The 21,622-nt window shown below is 34.9% G+C and carries 23 protein-coding genes; 9 read left to right on the top strand and 14 right to left on the bottom strand.

Features of this window, described 5'->3' with window-relative positions:
• Nucleotides 1-30: 30 nt before the first annotated feature.
• From D2K60_RS13490 to D2K60_RS13460, 7 genes are all read right to left on the bottom strand, one after another.
• A complete protein-coding gene (locus D2K60_RS13490; RefSeq protein ID WP_117169904.1) occupies nucleotides 31-837 on the bottom strand; it encodes an ABC transporter substrate-binding protein in 807 nt (268 codons plus the stop codon).
• 116 nt (nucleotides 838-953) lie between these two features.
• Nucleotides 954-2,111, bottom strand: coding sequence for a M20 family metallopeptidase (locus D2K60_RS13485; protein ID WP_117169905.1), 1,158 nt, complete (start codon nucleotides 2,109-2,111; stop codon nucleotides 954-956).
• 93 nt (nucleotides 2,112-2,204) lie between these two features.
• On the bottom strand, nucleotides 2,205-2,465 hold the full coding sequence (locus tag D2K60_RS13480; protein ID WP_117169906.1) for a DUF6171 family protein: 261 nt from the start codon (nucleotides 2,463-2,465) through the stop codon (nucleotides 2,205-2,207).
• Between the two features lie 29 nt (nucleotides 2,466-2,494).
• Entirely contained in the window at nucleotides 2,495-3,091 is a 597-nt protein-coding gene (locus tag D2K60_RS13475; protein ID WP_117169907.1) for a 3'-5' exonuclease, read from the bottom strand.
• Nucleotides 3,092-3,239: 148 nt separating this feature from the next.
• On the bottom strand, nucleotides 3,240-4,181 hold the full coding sequence (locus D2K60_RS13470; protein ID WP_117169908.1) for an aldo/keto reductase: 942 nt from the start codon (nucleotides 4,179-4,181) through the stop codon (nucleotides 3,240-3,242).
• A gap of 108 nt (nucleotides 4,182-4,289) precedes the next feature.
• Nucleotides 4,290-5,009 (bottom strand): YebC/PmpR family DNA-binding transcriptional regulator, encoded by a 720-nt coding sequence (locus tag D2K60_RS13465; RefSeq protein ID WP_117169909.1) that lies wholly within the window; start codon nucleotides 5,007-5,009, stop codon nucleotides 4,290-4,292.
• Between the two features lie 329 nt (nucleotides 5,010-5,338).
• Entirely contained in the window at nucleotides 5,339-6,547 is a 1,209-nt protein-coding gene (locus D2K60_RS13460; RefSeq protein WP_117169910.1) for an NAD(P)/FAD-dependent oxidoreductase, read from the bottom strand.
• A 471-nt stretch (nucleotides 6,548-7,018) separates the two neighbouring features.
• On the opposite strand from D2K60_RS13460, the gene D2K60_RS20730 reads away from it, so the two are divergent.
• A complete protein-coding gene (locus tag D2K60_RS20730; RefSeq protein WP_162880747.1) occupies nucleotides 7,019-7,189 on the top strand; it encodes a hypothetical protein in 171 nt (56 codons plus the stop codon).
• A gap of 182 nt (nucleotides 7,190-7,371) precedes the next feature.
• Here D2K60_RS20730 and D2K60_RS13455 read toward each other — a convergent pair whose 3' ends face one another.
• The 3 genes from D2K60_RS13455 to D2K60_RS13445 all read right to left on the bottom strand — a co-directional run bounded on the left by D2K60_RS13455 (nucleotide 7,372) and on the right by D2K60_RS13445 (nucleotide 11,115).
• Nucleotides 7,372-9,147, bottom strand: a complete 1,776-nt coding sequence (locus D2K60_RS13455) for a BCCT family transporter (RefSeq protein ID WP_117169911.1) — start codon at nucleotides 9,145-9,147, stop codon at nucleotides 7,372-7,374.
• A 164-nt stretch (nucleotides 9,148-9,311) separates the two neighbouring features.
• Entirely contained in the window at nucleotides 9,312-10,097 is a 786-nt protein-coding gene (locus tag D2K60_RS13450) for a Cof-type HAD-IIB family hydrolase (RefSeq protein WP_117169912.1), read from the bottom strand.
• A gap of 55 nt (nucleotides 10,098-10,152) precedes the next feature.
• Nucleotides 10,153-11,115, bottom strand: a complete 963-nt coding sequence (locus D2K60_RS13445; protein WP_117169913.1) for a LacI family DNA-binding transcriptional regulator — start codon at nucleotides 11,113-11,115, stop codon at nucleotides 10,153-10,155.
• A 142-nt stretch (nucleotides 11,116-11,257) separates the two neighbouring features.
• Between D2K60_RS13445 and D2K60_RS13440 the strand changes: the two genes are divergently transcribed.
• The 5 genes from D2K60_RS13440 (at nucleotide 11,258) to metA (ending at nucleotide 13,334) form a co-directional block, all read left to right on the top strand.
• Complete coding sequence (locus D2K60_RS13440) at nucleotides 11,258-11,437, top strand: YjzC family protein (RefSeq protein ID WP_117169914.1); 180 nt, start codon at nucleotides 11,258-11,260, stop codon at nucleotides 11,435-11,437.
• A gap of 182 nt (nucleotides 11,438-11,619) precedes the next feature.
• Nucleotides 11,620-11,841: a DUF1659 domain-containing protein gene (locus D2K60_RS13435; protein ID WP_117169915.1), complete on the top strand. Its 222-nt coding sequence runs from the start codon at nucleotides 11,620-11,622 to the stop codon at nucleotides 11,839-11,841.
• A 32-nt stretch (nucleotides 11,842-11,873) separates the two neighbouring features.
• Nucleotides 11,874-12,086, top strand: coding sequence for a DUF2922 domain-containing protein (locus tag D2K60_RS13430; RefSeq protein ID WP_117169916.1), 213 nt, complete (start codon nucleotides 11,874-11,876; stop codon nucleotides 12,084-12,086).
• A 65-nt stretch (nucleotides 12,087-12,151) separates the two neighbouring features.
• Complete coding sequence (locus D2K60_RS13425) at nucleotides 12,152-12,289, top strand: YvrJ family protein (protein WP_117169917.1); 138 nt, start codon at nucleotides 12,152-12,154, stop codon at nucleotides 12,287-12,289.
• Between the two features lie 136 nt (nucleotides 12,290-12,425).
• Nucleotides 12,426-13,334 carry a homoserine O-acetyltransferase MetA gene (gene metA, locus D2K60_RS13420; RefSeq protein WP_117169918.1) on the top strand — a complete coding sequence of 303 codons (909 nt, stop codon included), beginning with the start codon at nucleotides 12,426-12,428 and terminating at the stop codon, nucleotides 13,332-13,334.
• Between the two features lie 50 nt (nucleotides 13,335-13,384).
• On the opposite strand, the gene D2K60_RS13415 is transcribed toward metA, so the two are convergent.
• Nucleotides 13,385-14,314, bottom strand: a complete 930-nt coding sequence (locus D2K60_RS13415) for a prenyltransferase (RefSeq protein ID WP_162880748.1) — start codon at nucleotides 14,312-14,314, stop codon at nucleotides 13,385-13,387.
• Between the two features lie 237 nt (nucleotides 14,315-14,551).
• Between D2K60_RS13415 and D2K60_RS13410 the strand changes: the two genes are divergently transcribed.
• Genes D2K60_RS13410 through D2K60_RS13400 form a run of 3 tightly spaced genes read left to right on the top strand, consistent with a single transcriptional unit; the run spans nucleotide 14,552 to nucleotide 16,995 of the window.
• On the top strand, nucleotides 14,552-15,490 hold the full coding sequence (locus tag D2K60_RS13410; protein WP_162880749.1) for an ABC transporter substrate-binding protein: 939 nt from the start codon (nucleotides 14,552-14,554) through the stop codon (nucleotides 15,488-15,490).
• Nucleotides 15,487-16,218, top strand: a complete 732-nt coding sequence (locus tag D2K60_RS13405; protein WP_117169921.1) for an ABC transporter ATP-binding protein — start codon at nucleotides 15,487-15,489, stop codon at nucleotides 16,216-16,218. The genes D2K60_RS13410 and D2K60_RS13405 overlap by 4 nt, the downstream gene beginning before the upstream one ends.
• A gap of 3 nt (nucleotides 16,219-16,221) precedes the next feature.
• On the top strand, nucleotides 16,222-16,995 hold the full coding sequence (locus D2K60_RS13400) for an ABC transporter permease (protein WP_117169922.1): 774 nt from the start codon (nucleotides 16,222-16,224) through the stop codon (nucleotides 16,993-16,995).
• A 56-nt stretch (nucleotides 16,996-17,051) separates the two neighbouring features.
• Here D2K60_RS13400 and D2K60_RS13395 read toward each other — a convergent pair whose 3' ends face one another.
• From D2K60_RS13395 to lacZ, 3 genes are all read right to left on the bottom strand, one after another.
• Entirely contained in the window at nucleotides 17,052-17,510 is a 459-nt protein-coding gene (locus D2K60_RS13395) for a hypothetical protein (RefSeq protein WP_117169923.1), read from the bottom strand.
• Nucleotide 17,511: 1 nt separating this feature from the next.
• A complete protein-coding gene (locus tag D2K60_RS13390) occupies nucleotides 17,512-18,300 on the bottom strand; it encodes a hypothetical protein (RefSeq protein WP_117169924.1) in 789 nt (262 codons plus the stop codon).
• Between the two features lie 171 nt (nucleotides 18,301-18,471).
• Entirely contained in the window at nucleotides 18,472-21,591 is a 3,120-nt protein-coding gene (gene lacZ, locus D2K60_RS13385) for a beta-galactosidase, LacZ type (protein WP_117169925.1), read from the bottom strand.
• Nucleotides 21,592-21,622: the final 31 nt, after the last annotated feature.

Here is a 21,622-nt window from a genome sequence, read left to right as displayed (position 1 = left end):
TCCTATAATATTTTATTTCAACACTTTACTTTACTCTTCCGTTAACCATTTATCTTTTAATTCTTGTAAAAAGCCACTTTCTTCTGCTTGAGCTAACACTTCATTCACTTCATCAACCATTTCGCTTCCTTTTGGAAATGCAATTGCCATTCCTGGTGAACTTGTTGTTGGATCATCAAATCCAGCTAGATCTTGCTCTTCTATATAACCAGTAGCTACAGCTTTATCCATGTATGCTACATCAATTCGATTAGACATTAATTCTTGAATCAGTATCGATCCAGTATCAACAGGTTTTATTTCAAAGTCTGTATCTTCTTGAATCTTCTCTGCACCATCTTGTTGAATCGTACCTAATTGAACACCAACAGTTTTTCCTTCTATATCTTCTAATGAAGTGATTTCTGAATCCTTAAGTGTGACAAACATTTCACCAGAATGATTATATGCTGTAGAAAAATCTACGTTTTCAGCACGTTCGTCTGTCGCTGACATACCTGATAGTACTACATCTACACGATTATTTTGTAGCGCTCCAATCAAACCATCAAAGTTCATATCTGTAATTTCTAGTTCATATCCAAGTTCATCCGCAACATAATTCGCTAAATCAATATCAAAACCAACAAAATCACCATCCGTGTTACGTGATTCAAATGGTGGGAAATCAGCAGATGTCGCCATTTCTAATACTTCTTTTTCTTCCGACTCTGATGAATCTGTCGTTCCTTCAGTTGCATCCTCTGTTGTTTCTCCTTCATCAGATGTACCACACGCTACTAACAATAGTGAAAATACCCCAATAAGTGCTACCAATAAGAAAAATTGTTTCTTCATCTTAATCTTCCCTTCTTTTGTCTCTTTTTGTTTGCGTATATTTATACACGATACTGCATTTTAACAAATTTTTATGCATTTGGGAAGAGTAAATCAAAAATTACCTTGCTTTTTAGTTATTGCGCGTTAAATTCCTTGTTTATTTTTTCAAGTAACATTTCATCTGCTACTATATCATATCCTGTCATCGCCAACGCTAATGCACCACGAACAATTACGGTATGTCCTTTTTCGGTAATTGTTTTATCTGCGAATTCGGTTGTGTGTGCGATTAAACCAGGATGATCGAAGCCAATATACGGGTGAATTGCTGGCACAACTTGACTCACATTTCCCATATCAATCGAACCGTATGATGCATTGGCTGGATTAACTTTTGTTTCACCAGCTGCATATAAATTCTCCGTAAATAAAGCAGACAACGTTTCATTCGTATGCATATCATCATAACTTAATTCATAGTTACTTATTTCAACTGTTGCACCAGTCATAGAAGCAGCACCTTCTGCAATATTCTTTACCTTTTCCACTACCTCATTCAAATAAGCACGATCTTTTGCACGTACATAGAATTGTGCTGTTGCCTTGTCAGGAACAACATTTGCTGCAACCCCACCTTCTGTTATTACACCGTGAATACGGACATCAGATCGAACGTGTTGTCTTAATGCATTTATACCATTAAACAATTGGATCACACTGTCTAATGCATTAATACCTTTTTCAGGAGCAGCTGCTGCATGACTTGTTTTACCATAATAGGAAAATTGAATTGCATCCATTGCTAATGAATGACCACTCTTTGATGAGACATCTCCTGGATGTACCATCATTGCGATATCAACGTCATCAAAAATCCCTTCGTTAGTCATCGGCACTTTGGCACCGTTCGTTTCCTCTGCTGGAGTTCCTAAAACAACAACTTTACCACCTGTTTCGTTTATGACCTTACTCAAGGTCACACCAGCGCCAACCCCCATTGTGGCGATCATATTATGACCACAACCGTGTCCTACACCAGGTAGAGCATCATATTCGGACATAAATGCTATTGTTGGTCCGGGTTTATTACTATCATAAACAGCTTTAAATGACGTTTCACGATCAACTAAACCTGTTTCCACTTCGAAATTATGTGATTGCAAAAATTCAACCAGCAGTTTCATCGATTGGTATTCTTGACTACCTAATTCAGGATGGTGATATAAGTAGTCACTCATCTCTATTAACTTGTCTTTAAATGCGTCTAAATTTGTTTCTAGTTTATTCTTCATATTATATTATTATTCCCTCCATATCTTGTTGTATGTATTTATATAGTAGTGATTAAAGATAAGGCTTAATGAAACTTTATGCAAGCCATTAAGTCATGTAATTGCGAGCCATTTTGAACCAGTTGGATCAGGGCACTTTTTATAAGCCAATTTTGCTCTAAATGCAACAAAACACCCACAATATCCACAAGTCGTTTCGTATTGTAGATTCGGACATTGTTCACAAATTTGCATTCTAGATTGATAGATAGCTTCTGTTACTAGATCAGGTTCTAACGCTAATTGTTCACTAACAAGTGCTTCTACTTCTTCTTTTGTATGCCTTACGGATGCTGAACAACCTTTGCAAGCCATTTATATCCTCCTAAAATTTCAATTCGTCTTTACTTTAGACTTCGCTTACGACGTTTAGGTGTTTGATAGCTTCTCTCAAAAACCTTTCCACACGTCACGGCATGTTGCTTTAGTAAATGATCAATATTTGATACCTGATTATCTTGCATCGCTTGAACCAAGAGTTCAATAACCGCACGAGAATCTGCAAGTGCATGGTGATGATCTAACATAATACCCTTTAAATCAGCCAGTGTATTCAATTTATAGTTAGGCATTCCTGGCCATACTAATTTTGACAACATAACAGAACAGAGGTAATCAAATGTTGGGTATGGTAATCGCGATTTATCTAATGATGCACGTAAAACACTCATATCAAAACTAGCGTTGTGTGCTATTACAATCTGATTATCAAGGTAATCTTTCATTGTATCCCAAACTTCATCAAAAGTAGGGGCACTCTTTACATCTCTTTCTGTAATTCCGTGAACATATATATTATGGCTTTCAAAACTTGTTTGTGGATTTATTAAACTATAAAACTCATCAATAATGCCATTTTCATTTCCAACAACAATCCCCACTGCACAAGCGCTATCACGAAAACGATTTGCCGTCTCAAAATCAATTGCAACAAAATCCATACAAACTTCCTCCTAGCTTTTCTATACTCTCATTCTATCAAATGATTCGTATGTTTCACAGTAAAGATTACTGTTCGCCCGATTCAGCATATAAAATCAAAAAAACTTGACCTCCACGTTTGAGGTCAAGCTCTTCAACACATTCATTTTATGCTTGTTTCTTAAAAATCCCATCTATTCGTTCAATATCATGCTCTGTTAATGTTACATCTAATGTTTTTAAATTATTAATAACTTGATCTGGATTTTTCGCTCCTGGAATAAGCGCGTTAATTGCTGGTTGAGTTAGATACCATGCTAACACGATGTGTGGAACATCTACACCTTTATCATCGGCAATTTCTCTAATTTGTTCAACCTTATCCAAGTTATGCTCAAATTGTCTGCCTTGAAAATGTGGCATATCTTTACGTAAATCATCGAATGTCATGTCTTTTGTATATTTACCTGCTAATAAGCCTGAAGCTAATGGGAAATATGGAATGAATGAAATATTATTCTCTTTGCAGTATGGTAATATTTCATTCTCTGCCTCGCGGTTAAGTAAATTATATTCACCTTGATATACATCTATCAGGCCATTTTTGTTTGCCTCTTTTAATTGATCAATAGAGAAATTTGAGACACCTATTGCTCTAATTTTCCCTACATCTTTTAATTCTTGTAAAGCACCAACAGCTTCATCCTTTGGCGTATCTTCGTCAGGAAAATGAATGTAATATAAATCAATATAATCTGTCTGCAACCTTGTAAGGCTGGCTTCTACAGCTTTTGTTAAAAAGGCTGGTGAGTTGTCGATAACAACATCATCACCATTAAATTTATGTGCACCCTTTGTAGCGATAACGACATCTTCACGATTTCCTAATTCTTTAACTACTTGGCCGACCAATTCCTCTGAACGTTCAGGACCATATATAAATGCCGTATCTAAAAAGTTAATATCATTTTTAATTGCTGTCCGAACTAAATCTTTTCCTACTTCCTCATCTAAATTAGGATAAAGATTATGTCCTCCAACTGCATTTGTTCCTAAACCAATTGGATTAATATATAAATCTGAATTTCCAAGTTGTGTTCTTACTGTCATAAATGAAACATCTCCCTTTGATTTGTCTAGCTAATCACTCTCCTAAATTTTACCCTTTAGATCATTTGATTAAACATATTCAAAAAAAATAACTGAGCCGAAGATCAGTTATTCTGGTAAATCAACATTATGATAAACTTGACGCACATCTTCTAACTCATCTAGTGCTTCGATTAACTTCTCTACATGCATATTGTCTTCTTCTGAAAGAGCTACATCATTCTGGGCTAGCATCGTTAATTCTGCAACCTTAAATTCCGTAATCCCCTCTTCTTTTAATCGATCTTGCACTGCACGAAACTGATCTGGTTCTGCATAAATAATAACTGCATTATCTTCTTCTAAAACATCACGAATATCAATATCGGCATCCATTAATAATTCTAGTACATCATCAGCGCTTTTACCTTCAAAACCTATAACGGCAGTCGCATCAAACATATATGCCACAGAACCATTGACGCCCATGTTACCGCTATTTTTATTAAAAGCTGCACGAACGTCTGCTGCAGTTCTATTTACGTTATTTGTTAATGTATCAACAATAAGCATGGAACCACTAGGTCCAAACCCTTCATAACGTAGCTCTGTATAACTTTCTTCTTCTCCCCCTTTAGCCTTTTCAATTGCTCGGTCAATAATTTGTTTTGGTACACTATATGTCTTCGCACGTTCTAAGACAATTTTCAACGCTTGATTTGTCTCTGGATCTGGGTCACCAAGACGTGCGGCAACATAAATCTCACGACCAAACTTTGCATAAACTCTACTTGTATTAGCATCTTTTGAAGCTTTCTTTTCTTTAATATTATTCCATTTTCTTCCCATACAGTTCCTCTCACTTTCCGGTTACACTTCTATGTTTCTTACATCACAATAATTATACCTTATTTTTGCCATATGTTAAGTCTTTACAGCTAATAATATGTAAACTTTCTAAAATCATACATAAAAAAACCAGCCTAGATTAGACTGGTTTTTACTTAACTTAATGAAATTCTCTTTCACTTTCTTTCTGTCGTGAAAATACGACATACACCACAGTTGTTAGTAATGTAAATAATGTGACAAGCAACGTGTTCTTCATGAACGGATTCCCTCCTTCAATTGATGAAAAAAATCGACATACTTAACTTAACGTTGATCTGTTTTATGTTTTAAAATGGTTTAAATTTACCTTTTTTCAATACAAGTCCTGCTCCACCAAGCATAAACAAGTAGCGGTCATCAATGACATGTTTCATCATTTTAGCTGATAAACCATACAATTTTTTACCTTCAAAAATTGTTCCCATTGCATGACGTCCACCTAATGATGCAACTGTTCCTTTATTGTCAAATGTAAACTCTTTTAATGTATTTCCTTTTATTAGTGCACTAATATTTGCTGCACAAACATCTGCCTCTTGAATAGCAATTTGTGCTGTTGGCGGGTATGGACGACCTGATTCTTTGTTCATAACCCATGCACAATCACCTAGGATGAAGACATCTTCATAACCTGGTGCACGTAAATCAGAATCAACATTTACTTTACCTTTTGTTAATTCAAAACCTGATTCACCTAAGATAGCGTTAGCTTGAACGCCACCTGTCCAAACAATCGTGCTTGCTTTAATTTCTTCTTTTTCGTCACCAACAATAACACCGTCAGCTTTACACTCTTTAATCATTGTTCCTAATTTAAACTCCACACCGCGATCTTCTAAAGAACGACGTGCATATTTCACTAGGTCTTCATCAAAACCTGGTAAAATTGTTGGCGCAGCCTCAATATTAACGATGCGAACTTTATTACGATCGACATCATATTTCTTACATAATTCAGGTATTTTCTCTGCTAATTCACCAACAAATTCAATACCAGTAAAGCCACTTCCACCTACGATAAATGTTAATAATTCATCTTTAGGATTCTCGGCATTATGGTAACTTGAGAATTGATATTCAATATGGTCACGAATGTAGCGACTCTTATCAATACTTTGGATCGATAAAGCATGCTCTGCCATACCTGGAATACCAAATGTTGCTTTTTCAAAACCTAAGCCAACTACAAGATAATCATAGTCTAACTCACTGTTTTTTAATGCGACTTTCTTTTGATCCGGCAAAATTTTCTCTACCGTATCCTCTACGATTGTAACGCGATTCGGATTAATCACGTCAGAAATCATAACACGCGCACGATTTGGATCAATTGTTCCAGCTGCAACTTCGTGTAACCAAGTTGTTTGATAGTGATAGTTATGTTTATTGACTAATACGATCTCTGCATCATCTATTGATAAATTTTGCATGAGACGTTTTGTTGTCATCATACCGGCATAACCTGCGCCAAGTAGGACGATTTTTGGTTTACTCATTTCCATTCAACCCCTTATTTGTAATGAAATGATGCACAGTAATATTTAATTATTTGTCTATAAGTCGCTATGTATACATTATTAGCAGCTTAAACATTCTGTCCACCAAATGCTTCCATCCCCTGTCGTTCGAAAAAGCACCTTCTATGTTATTCTAACAAATAGCTGCATAAACGTCTAACCAAATGTGTCATAAGTAACAAACTTATTACTTGTTTATGTTTTCAGAATATACTGTTTAATCATTAGTTTCAATTTTACACTTACTATTACAGCTGTTTTTTAATTATAACCTGCACACTTTCCTTTCTTACTTCTTGTAACTAAGCGTACGATTGTCCATATTGCGTAACCAAAAGTTACAGTTCCAATAAACAAATCATTGCCAATTGCGTTCAACCATGCATGCACGGAGCGCCAAAAGGTAGTATTCTTAAAAGAGATATAACAATGGAAAAGGAGTGTATTTATATGAAAAAGAACTATTCGGTAGCTTTTATTATGCTTTTTGTTTCATCAATTGCAGGCGGATTAGCACTAAATAATGTTTTTGACTATTCAATGATAGTTGGCGTTGGTTTAGGATTAGTATTCCTTTTAAGCGCCGCATTTTTTGCAGGAAAGAGCCAAAAGAATTCATAGGCATCATAAATTTAAATCTAAGTAGTTTACAGCTAGAACATGACGTTAAAATAGATACTATTTCACATATGCTTGCCTGGCATATTAGTAAATAAAGCAATAAAAATAACCGAACCGTAATAGATGTTAATTCTATTACGGTTCGGTTATTTAATATAAGGTGATTTCGTTATGTTACAGCCTCAATCTTTTGTTTCATCTTTTTCTACTTGTACTTGCTCTTCTTCTATCTGTTGGATAATGTCTTCTTTTAGATCATCATAAACTTTATCTTTCATCTCGTCATATATTTCCTCTTTAAAACCATCGTACATTTTATCTTTTACTTCATCATATAATTCTTCCTTCATTTCAACATATAGTTCACTTTTTACGTCTTCAAGAAATTCTTCACGAAATTCATCTTTCACACTTTCGGTAAGTTTTTCCCTACGACGATCTTTCTGTATTTTTAAATCCTTGGTAAACATAATTAATATTGAAATAATCATAAAAACCATTATAATTGCAAATGGTAATGCTGTTATAATCGAAGCAGTTTGAAGTGCAGCTAATCCTCCATCACCACTAAGTAATAAAACACTCGCAGTTCCTGCAATTAATAAACCCCACACTAATTTGATTGACATCTTAGGATTTAAACTACCTCGAGAAGTCATTGCACCCAAAACAAATGATGCTGAATCTGCTGATGTAATGAAAAATATCAAGATAAGTAGCAAAGCTAATACACTCGTGATTGCACTTAATGGTAGTTCTGCAAGTGTTGCAAATAAAGCAAGTTCTACTTCACCTGTGACAAGTGCTGCAATACCACCATTTCCATTCATTTCAATATTTAACGCAGTCCCTCCAAATGTACTAAACCAGACAATAGCTAAAAAGGCAGGTATAATTAAGACTCCAGTCATAAATTCTCTTATTGTTCGTCCGCGTGAAATCCTAGCAATAAACAAGCCCATAAAAGGTGCCCATGAAATATGCCATGCCCAAAAGAAAATCGTATTCGTTCCAAGCCATTCACTTTCTGAAAATGGTGTCAAAGTTAAACTCATAGGGATGATATTTGTAATGTAGCCACCCAAAGTCGTTACAAAACTTTCAGCAATAAAAACAGTAGGGCCAACAATGATAACAAATAATAATAATAATCCAGCAACAACTATATTGATATTACTTAAGATTTTTATTCCCTTATTTACTCCCTTTGCTGCAGAAATTAAAAATAATACGGTAACAATCGCAATAATGGTTAATTGAACATACGCATTATTCGGTAAATCTGTTAAATGAGATAAACCGCCACTTATCTGCAGTGCACTCAAACCAAATGTTGTTGCAACACCTGTTGAAGTTGCAATAACCGCTAAGATATCGATTGTTTTCCCTGACCAACCATGAATCTTATCCCCAAGTAATGGATAAAAAGCTGAACTGATTAATGCTGGCTGATCTTTCCGATACTGTACATAAGCTAGTGTTAATCCGACAATCGAGAAGATTGCCCATGGATGCAAGGCCCAGTGATAGCTACCATAACGTAGTCCTGCTAAAGCTGATTCACGTGATGCTGATTCATAACCTAGTGGGGGATCTAAATAATATAATACCGGTTCTGCTACACCCCAAAATACAAATCCAACACCAATACCTGCAGCAAATAACATGCCAATCCATGAAAACCAAGTAAACTCTGGTCGATCATCCGGCTTTCCTAAACGCAATTTACCATAAGGACTTATTGCAAGTACAATTACAAATAAAACAAAAAATGCCGTGACTAACATGTAAAACCAACCAAATGTATTAATCATCCATCCTAGTGCATGACCTGCCGCATTGTTTAATGAACTTGGAGATATTGCTCCCCATAAAACAAAGGCAAGGACTAACACTGCAGATATTATAAATACTTCTGATATTTTCTCTGTCTGTGAATTCTCATATTTCTTATTCATATTTTTTCACTGTGTAACTTTCCACAGTTCCCCCTCTTTTTCTGTATTTTTTTACATTTAAGTAGTTTTCCCTAATTTCAAAGTATGCAAACATGTGATACATTAACAAAAAAAAGACTTTCTAATAGAATAACCAATTCTAAAAGAAGCCTCTATCTTTTAAATTATTTTTCTAACAATCCTACTAACTGTAAGCCATAAACAATTCCATCTTGATCGACATCTTTCGTTACATACTTAGAAACAGCTTTCACTTCCTCTTTCGCATTTCCCATTGCAACGCTATTTGTTATTGTCGAGAGCATCTCTAAATCATTGAGTCCGTCTCCAAACGCATATTGATTCTCTTTTGCAATACCTATCGCTTTCATTGCCTGTTTTATACCGTTTGCTTTTGAACCACCTTTTGGCAAAACATCAACTGAAACTGGATGCCACCTTACAAAATCAAATGCCGGAAATTTTTCTCGATATTGTTCCTCTTCTCCCTCTGCACAAAAAAACAAGGATTGATAGATGTTACGATCTTTATAATAATTTGGATCATGTGTCGGAAAATGATCAATTTTCAAGGTATCTATACTTTCTATTATATGTTTATGTGTTGGCACATTGGCTTTCATATCCAGCTCATCCATAAATACGATTGGATGCGCATTGGTTAAACCCACTGCTGTTAGTTCAACCAATGAAGGTATGTCTAATGGATTACCGTAAACAACCTCACCATTGACAACAACATATTGTCCATTAAAACTAACGTATGTATCAATTTCTAATTCCGCGCGTAAATCAGCATACATAAATGGTGCACGTCCTGTTGCAATAGCTACAATATGCCCCTGTTTTTTCAATTCAAATACAGCTTTCTTTGCTGAGTCTGGTAACTTTTTATCATGATCTAACAAAGTCCCATCTATATCAAAAAATATTACACTTTTCTCGGTCATATTAGTTCTCCTTTTATCTATTTAAAATTTTGTCTGATTTATCTACTTTTACTTATTACACTGTACTTCTTTCGATTAAATAGACTGCAACTTTTTGCTGTGATATTGCATTCATATCAATTGCTTGCAAAAATAGATTCCTCCCCATATCAAGTAATGGAATTTCCATTGTTGTTATTCCAAGGTATTTTGCTATTGGTTGATTATCAAACCCAATAATAGCTAGATCCTCTGGTACCATTATCCCCTCGTTTTGACAGCATATCACAATTCCAGCCGCAACTTGATCATTTGTTACAACCAAGGCAGAAGGTGGGTTTTTCATTGTTTTGATTTGTTGGACAACTTTCTCACCGTCTTCAAAGTTCAAACAACCCTCAAAAATATATGCGCTGTTATACAGTAGCGCATTTCGGTCTAAAAATGTTTGATAGGCTCTCTCACGCTGTTCACTGCTAACTCCTGTTTTTCGATTAATGCAATAACCTATTTGACGATGTCCATTGACAAAGAGATAGTCAATCGCTTGATAAAAAGACTGATAATGATCAATATATGTAGCAGAAATTTGTTTTTCACTAGGCTTTTCCGCTAAAACGATTGGTCCGTGAACAAGATACGCTTTAATTGTGTCCCATTCACTAATTCTTGAACAAATAATTAATCCATCAATTTGCTTTTGTTCTAACATGATAAGTGCTTCTTTTTCCATACTTTTTTGATAACTTGTTTGAATTAGTACTAATTTATAATTATTCTCTAAAGCTTGATTTGCAATCCCTTTTAATAACATACCAAAATAAGGGTGGTCTGAATAAGGCAATACAACACCAATCAAAAAGGTCTTGCCCATACTTAAATGGACCGCATTAATATTTTTATGATAATTACTGATTTTTACAGCGTTCAATACAGCTTCACGTTTTTCCTTGCTTACATAAGGATGCTGATTTAAAACCCGCGAAACAGTTGTAACAGAAACCTTCGCCATTTTAGCAATATCTCTAATATTCGTCATTTAAATCACCTTTTTCACACTACTCTAATACGAATATTTTAACACAGTTTAGCATACTTTATGAAACGCGTTTCAGGTCAATAAGATTTCGCATTAATTATTTCTGTTTAAGGGTAGCCTATTAAAAAGGAGGTGTTTTCACATGGGACAAAACCACCAATTTAATCCTGGTCAAAAAGCACCAAACAATGGCATTTATGTTGAAATCGGTGAAACTGGCAGTATGGTAGCAGACCCTAAATCAGTTAGATTAGAAGCTGGACAATCTTTCCCCGAAACTTCTAACAAAGATAGGAAATGGATGCCAAAACGCAAACCATAATCAGAAATGAAGCAAGCCTATAGTGGCTTGCTTTTGTTTTTATAAACAGCTACTCTCTTAAACTTTCCTTTATGATTTCCCCTAATAAAAACAGCCTTCAAAAATGCTTTATGAAATAAATCCAAGCTTACACACTTTTGTCATCATTATCTCGATTATATGGATGACAGGAGGTGATACAGATGGCTGCATCAGAAAAAATTGATTCTAGGTTACAGTTATTGTTTGAAGATGGTTTTGATGAAGATGGTAATATCGCGATTAAAACAAAAACATTTAATAACATCAAAACAGTCGCAACAGCAGATCAATTACTCAGCATTGCGCAAGCGCTCGTAGCATTACAAACATTAACGTTACACATGGTGAAACGTAATGACACAGAACTTATTACCGCTGAGTAACAGTGAATGACTAAAGGAAAGGAGGTCAACTCATGAAGACACTTGAATTAAAATTTGGAAATGAAGAAGATAAAACAGTAACAGTTACACTAGATAATCCAATTGAACCTGCAGATCCTGTTGCAATCAACACTGCAATGGATAGTATAATCGCCCAACAAGCTTTTTACTCAGCTGGTGGAGAACTTACTAGTAAAAAAAGTGCACGTATTGTTGAACGTAATGTAGAAGAAATCACATTATAAAGTAGACTAATGCATTTGGGGGAGCAGATTATTGCTCCCTTTTTTGATGAAAGGAGTTAACTTATATGCAGGAAACATGGGTATCCATTCTAACAGAAGTTGGTTTTCCTATTGCGGTTACGTTTTACTTATTACATCGCATTGAAGGGAAATTAAACACACTAATCGAATCCATCCTATCCTTACCAGCAAATTTAAAATAACGATAATGAATCAGCTATCTGTCATAAGAAAGGCAGATAGCTTTCTAAATTTTTAGTTTTTTTATCGATACCAGTTGCTCATCTATGTTAACCTCGCTATAATAATGGAAGTACCATGCAGGGGGGTAAAAGAGATATGCCAATTAATGTACCTAAACAGTTACCAGCAAGACAGATATTAGAAAAAGAGAATATCTTTTTGATGGATTCTGAGCGAGCAACGACACAAGATATAAGACCGATGAACATACTCATATTAAATCTAATGCCCGAAAAAGAAAAAACAGAGACGCAATTATTACGTTTATTGAGTAATTCACCACTACAAGTACGTGTTGATTTTATTCATACAGCTAGCTATGAGTCAAAAAATGTGCACAAATCACATTTAAAACAGTTTTACAAAACATTTAATGATGTAAAAAATAACCGATATGACGGTCTGATCATTACTGGTGCTCCAATAGAGCACTTAGAATTTGAACAGGTTCGCTATTGGGGTGAATTAACCGACATTATGGAATGGTCTAAAAAGAACGTTACTTCTGTTTTGCATATCTGTTGGGGTGCACAAGCAGCACTTTATCATCATTATGGAATTAAGAAAGAAAAACGTCCAAATAAACTAAGTGGGATCTTCTCACATGAATTGGTTGTTCCTACTTCTAAATTAGTTCGAGGTATTAATGACGAATTTTTAGCTCCACACTCGCGAAACACAGATATTGATTTAGCTAAAATTGATAGTCATCCGGAGTTAGTCGCATTGGATACATCAAATGATGCAGGACCTTTCTTAATTGTTTCAAAAGATGAGAAACATATTATGATCACTGGACATATTGAATATGATGCTATTACGCTTGCTGACGAATATCTTCGTGATACGAACAAGGGATTAGACGTTCATATGCCTACTGGATATTACCCAGAAAACAATCCAGATAAAGCTCCTTTAAACCGTTGGCGTTCAGAAGCTTATCTAATTTTTTCGAACTGGCTTAATTACTACGTTTATCAAGAAACACCTTATACATGGAAATGAAATGACTACCGTGACTAATCAGCACGGTAGTTTTGTTTTCTAGATTATCCCTATAGTAAGATTGTCAAGATGAGGATCAAACCAAATGTCAGATGTAGTTTATTTGTTTCGGGTACTAACGACTTCTGATTAAGAGCAATTAGTTGGTAACTATTTAAAGCTAGTGGTACCGTAGCAAATACAAACAATGAATAAATCGGCAAATAGCTTAATACTACAAATATGATAACTAAGATATAACATGACAATAATAAGCCTACATAAAGATTTCTTCCAAATAAGAAACCTAAACGTACTGTCATTGTCTTTATACCCAGTTGTTTGTCGCGGTCAAAATCGCGTAATTCATTACTTAACATCAATGCCGGAATCAATAAACTGACCGGTAAACTTAAAATAATTGGAGACCAAGAAAAAGATTCCGAAAAAACTACATACGCGCCATAAACCATTAATGGCCCCATTAAAACAAATGATAACAGCGTTCCTAATCCTCTTTTTTTGTAAACGATTGGCTCTCCTGTATAGGCATAACTACCAATTATTCCAAGTATACCTACAACAAATAACTCTTTTGATGTTAGTACTAGTAATATTAAGCCAATTAATCCTGTTGCACCAAAACATGCCATACCAATTAAGAAAATAATAATATCAAAGACCGTTCTTTTTTTTCCTAAAAAACGATACTTTTTCATGCTTTGTGGACGATATTTATATTCACACTCAAAATAATCATTAATTAAATTCGCTCCTGTTTGAACAAATAAACCCGCTACCGTAACTAGTAATATCTTCAGTAAATCCAACCACAGGTATGAGGCCCCAAACAAATAGCCATCATGATATGCGATAACCATTCCAATAGTCGTAGAATAAAGGGCTAAGGTTAAAGATAAAGGTCTAGTCGCTTTAAAGAGATCATAAACTGTTTGTTTTGATAGTTTAGGAAGATCCTGTAACACCATTTTGTACTGCAAATTGTTCATCTCCATTTTCAGCTAACTTTAACTTTGTTAATCTTTTCACTTAGTTTACTAGTTGTCAAGATCATATAGATAATTTTATGCACTATATTAAACACTTTTGTACATAAAATGTTCACACTATCTTCTTTTAATGTTCAAATTTTCACATTGTTTTACTGTTTTTTTCCTATTACAATTAAACTACTAACTGTTTTTACATATAGACAACTTAAATTAGGGGGACTAATAATGCAATTCTTTAAACGTTTTAGCTTGTTTTTATTCTACTTACTTATTTTAACTTCTTGTTCTACTGCTGGAAGTACAACATCGGATGCAACTTCAAATGGAGAACCAGAGATGGTAGAATTATCGATTGGTTTAATGCCCGCAGTTGATTCTGCACCAATTTTATTGGCAGAACAAGAAGGTTATTTTAAAGACCTTGGATTAAACTTAGAATCCACCATTTATACAAACGCAAACAATCGACAGAGTGCTTTGCAAAGTAATGCATTAGATGGCACTATGACAGATTTAATTGCTTTCGTGAATAACCAGCACAATGGATTCGAGACTAAAATTGTTACAAGCACCGATGGGAGCTTTTCATTTTTAACTGGAGATAATTTTGAGTCTGCAGAAACAAAAAAGCTTGGGCTTATGGAGGTAAGTGTATCTAATTATCTAGCCGATCATTATGTAACAACTGAATATAATGTAGAAAAAGTTTATATTGCTGAGATTCCTGCTCGATTAGAAATGCTCAAATCAGGCCAATTAGATATCGGCTTTTTTCCTGAACCAATTGCCTCGATGGGTGAATTAAACGGTTTAACAAAACATATTTCTATTACCGACGATGATGGATTCACACCTGAAGCGATGGTATTTACAACAAAAGCATTAGAAGAAAAAAGTGTAGCAATCGAACGATTTATCAAGGGCTATAATAAAGCTGTTGAAGCAATTGAAAAAGATGAATCATTAGCACGAGATGTTTTAATCAAAGTAATTGAATTGGACCCAGCAAGTAAGGATTTGATTACAATACCAACTTACCATAAAGCACGAGTACCAAGTGAAGATTATCTGAATAAAATTATTAATTGGGTTGAACAAGTGCAGGAAATTGAAGTTGAATTAGACTACACAAATATGGTTACAAAAGCGTATCTCGAATCATGATTAAAATTAAGAATCTTGTTATGAAATATGGTGATAACACGATTTTAAACAAAATCAATTTGCAGATTGATGCACATCAAACTTGTGCTATCATTGGGCCGTCTGGTTGTGGAAAAAGCACCTTATTGTATGGAATAGCAGCTATTTTAAAGCCTGCAAGTGGTTCTATCTTAATCAATAACAATCTCGTGGAAAATCATAGAAATCAAACAGGTGTTATTTTACAAACATATGGTTTAATGCCTTGGAAGACTGTTTGGCAAAATACGGCCCTAGGATTAAAAATTCGCGGAGAAAATAAGATAATAATTGAAAAGAAAACAAATGCTATTTTAAAAGATCTTCATATTTATGATCAACGTGATAAGTACCCCGTTCAATTAAGCGGTGGTCAGCGTCAACGGGTTGCGATTGCTCGTGCGTTAGCAATTAATCCTGATTTATTATTAATGGATGAACCCTTCTCTTCTCTCGATGCAATTGCACGCGAGGAATTACAAGATGTTGTAGTGGATCTTAATAGTCAAAAGAAAATGACTATAATTATCGTGACGCATAGTATTGAAGAAGCAGTCTTTTTAGGTAATAAAATCGTCATAATGGACGCAAAAACTGGTAACATAAAGAAAATCATTGATAATAATTATGTTGGAGATCACGCATTTCGAAATACGAGTGATTTTCATCAAACTTGTGTAGAAGTAAGAAATCAAATGGATGTGTTTTAAAAAATGATAAGATCAATTGCACTAAGATATAAAACAATTTACGCAAGTGTTTTCATAATAATTTGTTGGTATTTTTTTCACTTATTAATTGAATCAACTATCATTCCAAATCCATTTGAAACTATTTTTACATTCTTTCAACTATTGCGTGAGGATCTATTATTACATGTGGGGATGAGCTTATTACGTATCTCTGTTTCCATTATTATTGCTGTTTTAGTTGGTGGATCACTCGGACTTTATTTAGGATTACATGAAAAGTTCGACCTTTTTTTTGCTCCGATTATATATTTACTATATCCGTTACCAAAGATAGCATTTTTACCAGTTTTCATGATTTTATTTGGTCTTGGTAATACGTCAAAGATTGTTTTGATTTCGATTATTATTCTATTTCAAATACTTTTGACAACTCGTGATAGTATTAAAGGATTAAGTAAAGAGTTATTTTATTCCATCATATCTTTAGGTGCAAATAAACAGCAAGTATATCTGCATCTCGTTTTACCAGCAGTTTTACCCAAGTTATTTACAGCACTACGCATAAGTGTTGGAACAAGTATTTCAGTCTTATTCTTTGCTGAGAATTATGCAACCACATATGGCATTGGTTATTTTATAATGGATAGCTGGATACGGGTGGATTATGTTGAAATGTTTGCTGGCATAATAGCAATCAGTTTTCTTGGATTATTAGTTTTTAGAGGAATTGATTTAATTGAAGCAAAGCTATGCAAGTGGGTTTTACTAGAAAAATTCGAGAATAAACCATATTAAATTAGATTTATTATCAAGTTCTATAAAATAAAAATGGTGCTTGGTAATAAATAATATCATTTCACTTTCGCTATCCCTAACGCATAATGATTCCAAAGTATCGATTCTACTAAGTCTTCATCCTTTTCTTCGCAATCAACTATAATAATAACTTCTCCATGTTTTCCTTTTAACAGTCTTCTCTTCTTTTTTAGAAATACTTCTGTAAAGACACGTATCAAAAGCCCTAAGATAAAGCCCGAAAATGCACCTATTAATCCCCAAAATATAGGACCCCAAGCCAATTTGAATCCAATGCTAGCGCCAATTACTGCAAATGCTGTTGCAAGTGCAAACCCTATATCTATCATTGAGGTCCCATCTGAGCGATGAATCGTATCAAATACCTTCCGTTTCTCTTTGCGATTATCTAATGGAACTGCAAATATTCTCTCTTGGATAATTCCCTCCTTCTCAAGGATAGAGAGTGCCATTTCTAAATAGACAGTATTTTCAAAAGTTGAAAAAAATTGCATGCTATTCACTCACTTTTCCTTTTAGTATATGGAACGTAGTCGATTGATACCGTTCACTTAAAAAATTACGCTGTTCCTTATCAAAAAGCTTATTATTTTCTACTGTGTTGATATAGGAATCGAAAACGGAAAATCCATAGGCTGAGGGTAAAAATAATAACCATTCAGGTTTTAATACAGCTGTTGATCCTTCTATTTCTCCTAAAAACAAGAGAGATATCGCCTCAAGTGCATGTGAATAATAGGTGAAAATAACAACCCAAACAATAACAAAAAATGCACCAACGATTCTATGTATATAAAGTTGCCCTAATCCTGGGACAAATAGTGACCACATCACAGCCATCAATGGATTTCTTTTATCAAGATAATTAATTTCAAGCGCACCCATACTAAATGAATTAAAGCGATGTTGTTCTCGCTCTGCTAAAAGATAGATTTTATTCAAATCGATCGTAGTTCGATAGCTATCCCAAATCGCAAAAAGATAAACAGGGATATAAATTAATAACCATCTTGTATCTAAAACTTCTTTAGCCAAAGCTATCTCACCTTGAAACGAATAGACCATCGCTACATTTAAATTAGCATTTATGTTCACCACAACTTCCCAAGTAAATAAAACAAAACCACGTAGGTATTTGGATAGAAGTAAATGTCCAAAACCAGGAAAAGCTGCACTCCACCATCCAATAATATAGGGATTCCTTAAATGAACCTGTGTTGTACCTAGAATACTAACATGTGCTGTATAACGTCTAGCTGAGTTATCGTTCGAATAGTTATTCATAATAGAGACCCCTTATATATATTTCCAGATATTTTACTATTAGCTTCCCTAATTAGATTCTTTTCATTCTAATTATTAGAATTACTTATTTTTTGCGCTAAAACGCTTAAAAACCCGTCAAATAAAATCTATTTGACGAGTTTTCTATTTAGAGTCCTTAATGTGTTTTTCTTAGTTACCTTTTAAGGTAAAAGAATATCTATAAAATTGATTAGCGAACAAGGTTACATCTTTGTGTGTTTTTTGACCCCAACTATCATCACCACCAACTCCCATTTGGCGGAGGTTAATACGTACAACAGTCTGGTCCGACTTTGGTAATTCAAATCCATAGTTACTTTCTTCTAATTGTTTTGCTGTATACGGTAGTACGCTTAACTCAACTGTTGGTTGTCCACTAACTTCTAGACCAATGCCATCAGCCCGATAAACCTTTCCAGATCTCACGCCTACCTTATTCCCACACTCTTGTGGTTTCAAATATGGCACATACTGATCGGCTACTTTCCCTTGGTAACGACCAATTTTAGCACCCTTTTGTTTATCCCAATAAGATTCTTGCGGGCCTTTACCATACCAACTTAATTGATCAAATTCGACTGGCATCGTTAACTTCATACCTATTTCCGGGATTTCCGGTAACCCTTCACCTGGTTCAAAAATATAATCAATTTTGACCTCACCTAAACCGCTTACTGTATAGACAAGTTCTAATTTTGAATTATTAGCTGTAGGCAACTGATACACTGTCTTAACAATAATACGATCTTTATTTGCCTGATAAGTAAAAGCTGTTAATTCTCGTGTCTCACCAACACTACGCCAGATTGCACTACGCTGATCCAACTGATTTCCACGATCATTATCAGTCATCGCACGCCAGAAGTTTGGTACTAATCCTTCTTTAAGTAGCTCTTTGTCATTAACCTGATAGGAAGTAAGTATACCTGTTACCTGATCAAATCCTACCGAGAAATCATCCCCTGAAACAACAAGCAAATCACTTTTAACCTGGATTTCAACTGCTCCTATCACCGCTTTTACTTCTTGTAATTCAGCTTGTTTTATCGGTAAAATAAATTGACCAAAGGCGATTTCATGTCCAGGTTCACACCATAAACGTTCAACACGCTCTTTCAGACTAAGTGTTACTATATATTCAACTTGGTCATCAAACACATGGGGTAATGCATAATCAAGGGTAAAATCTGTTGACTCCCCTGGCTCACAATCAATTGTTATTTCACCCGTTTGCTCTACTTCACCATTCTTCGTAACTAACCATTCTACTAAATAATCACTAACATTAGTAAATAGAAATTTATTACTTAGGTTAAACTGTCTTTTTTCAAGGTTAATCGAACTGAAGTCTACTTGTTGATAACAACGCTTTACTTCATGGATTTTCGGGCTGATTGTACCATCGCCAAAAATCAAACCATTTCCTGCGAAGTTACCATCGTGTGGCGATTCACCAAAAGCTCCTCCATACGCAAGATAAGGAGTCCCGTCTGCTGTTTCTGTTAATAAGGATTGATCCTTCCAATCCCAAATAAATCCACCTTGTAAAATTGGGTACGTATCAAATAGTTCTGTATACTTATGAAAATCACCTAAGGAGTTACCCATCGCATGACTGTACTCACATAAAATATATGGCTTTGTGCCATCTTCCGCTACTTTAGCATATTGCTCAATACCTTCTGGTGAAACATACATGGTACTTTCTATGTCTGAAGCCGCTTCTGATTCACGATAATGGAATACACCTTCATAATGGACAAGACGCGATGGGTCATTCTTCTTAAAATAATCATGCATTTTCAAGAAGTTATCACCGCCAAACGATTCATTACCTAATGACCAGATAACAATTGATGGATGGTTTTTATCACGTTCGAACATTGACTTACAGCGATCTAACACATTTTCGGTCCATTCAGGACGACTACCAGGTACGGTTTCAGCTAATCCTTCTTGACCGTAAACCCATGTGCCATGCGTCTCTAAATTCGTTTCATCAATAACATAAAGTCCATATTGATCACATAACTCATACCATAATGGATTATTCGGATAGTGTGATGTACGTACCGCGTTAATATTAAATTTTTTCATCAACTTAATATCAGCAACCATATCATCATACGTAACAGCGCGACCCTTATCAGATGCAAATTCATGGCGATTTGTTCCTTTAAAAACAATCCGCTTGCCATTTATTTTCATCAAATTATCCTTCAATTCAAATTTCCTAAAACCGACTTTACTGCTTTTCGCTTCAAGTAATTGCCCACTTTGATCATATAAGCTCAGTACTAATGTGTACAAATAAGGACTTTCTGCACTCCATTTGTTCGGATTTTTAATCATCGTTTTAAGTGTAGGTCGAACTACATCATCGTTCTGAAAATGCACATCTGTCAACAAGGGGTCATCTAATACGGGCTTACCCATCTGATCATAAAGCATCGCCTCAAAATCAACCGACTGCATTGATTTAAAATAGTCGATTACTTTCGCATCTATAACCAAATCAGCATCTTGATATTTATCATCCAAATGCGTATTCACAAAGAAATCATCGATATGCATAGTCGGCATTTTATAGATGTAAACATCACGAAAAATCCCGCTTAACCGCCAAAAATCTTGATCCTCCAACCAACTTGCATCACTCCACCGATACACTTCAACCGCTAACTTGTTTTCACCATCAATCAGATAGGGTGTTAAATCAAATTCAGCTGGTGTAAACGTATCCTCACTATATCCAACAAAGTCACCATTTACCCAAAGATAAAACGCAGACTCAACGCCTTGGAAATTCAAATAAATCGGCTGGTCTTTCCAATCCACTGGTACAGTAAAAGTCCGTACATATTGACCTACTGGATTATAATTTGTCGGTGCAAATGGCGCTTTAATATCTTCCTTTTCTACCCAAGGATACGTTGTATTTGTATATTGTGGATAATCGTACCCTTGCAGTTGCCAATGACTCGGCACTTTTATTTGATCCCATTTACTATGGTCAAAATCCTGGCGGTAAAAGTCTGTTATACGACTGGTTGGTTCATCGCAATATGCAAATTGCCACATGCCATTTAATGATTGATAATTTTTTGAAGTAGTACAATCACCTACTAAAGCTTCCTCTTTTGTAGGATAGGACATCAATGTTGCATGCGCTTCTCGACGATTAAGCTGAAAAATATCAGGATTATTATTCCATTCAGGATAACCATTTTCTGGTGGACTATATATGAATTTCTCTAATCTTTTTGTCATCATTAATCATCCTAACTTTAAAAATTTTATT

The sequence above is a fragment of the Paraliobacillus sediminis genome (assembly GCF_003426055.1).
Note: the sequence above shows the minus strand (reverse complement) of the source record. Positions and strands in the feature narration are given on the sequence as shown.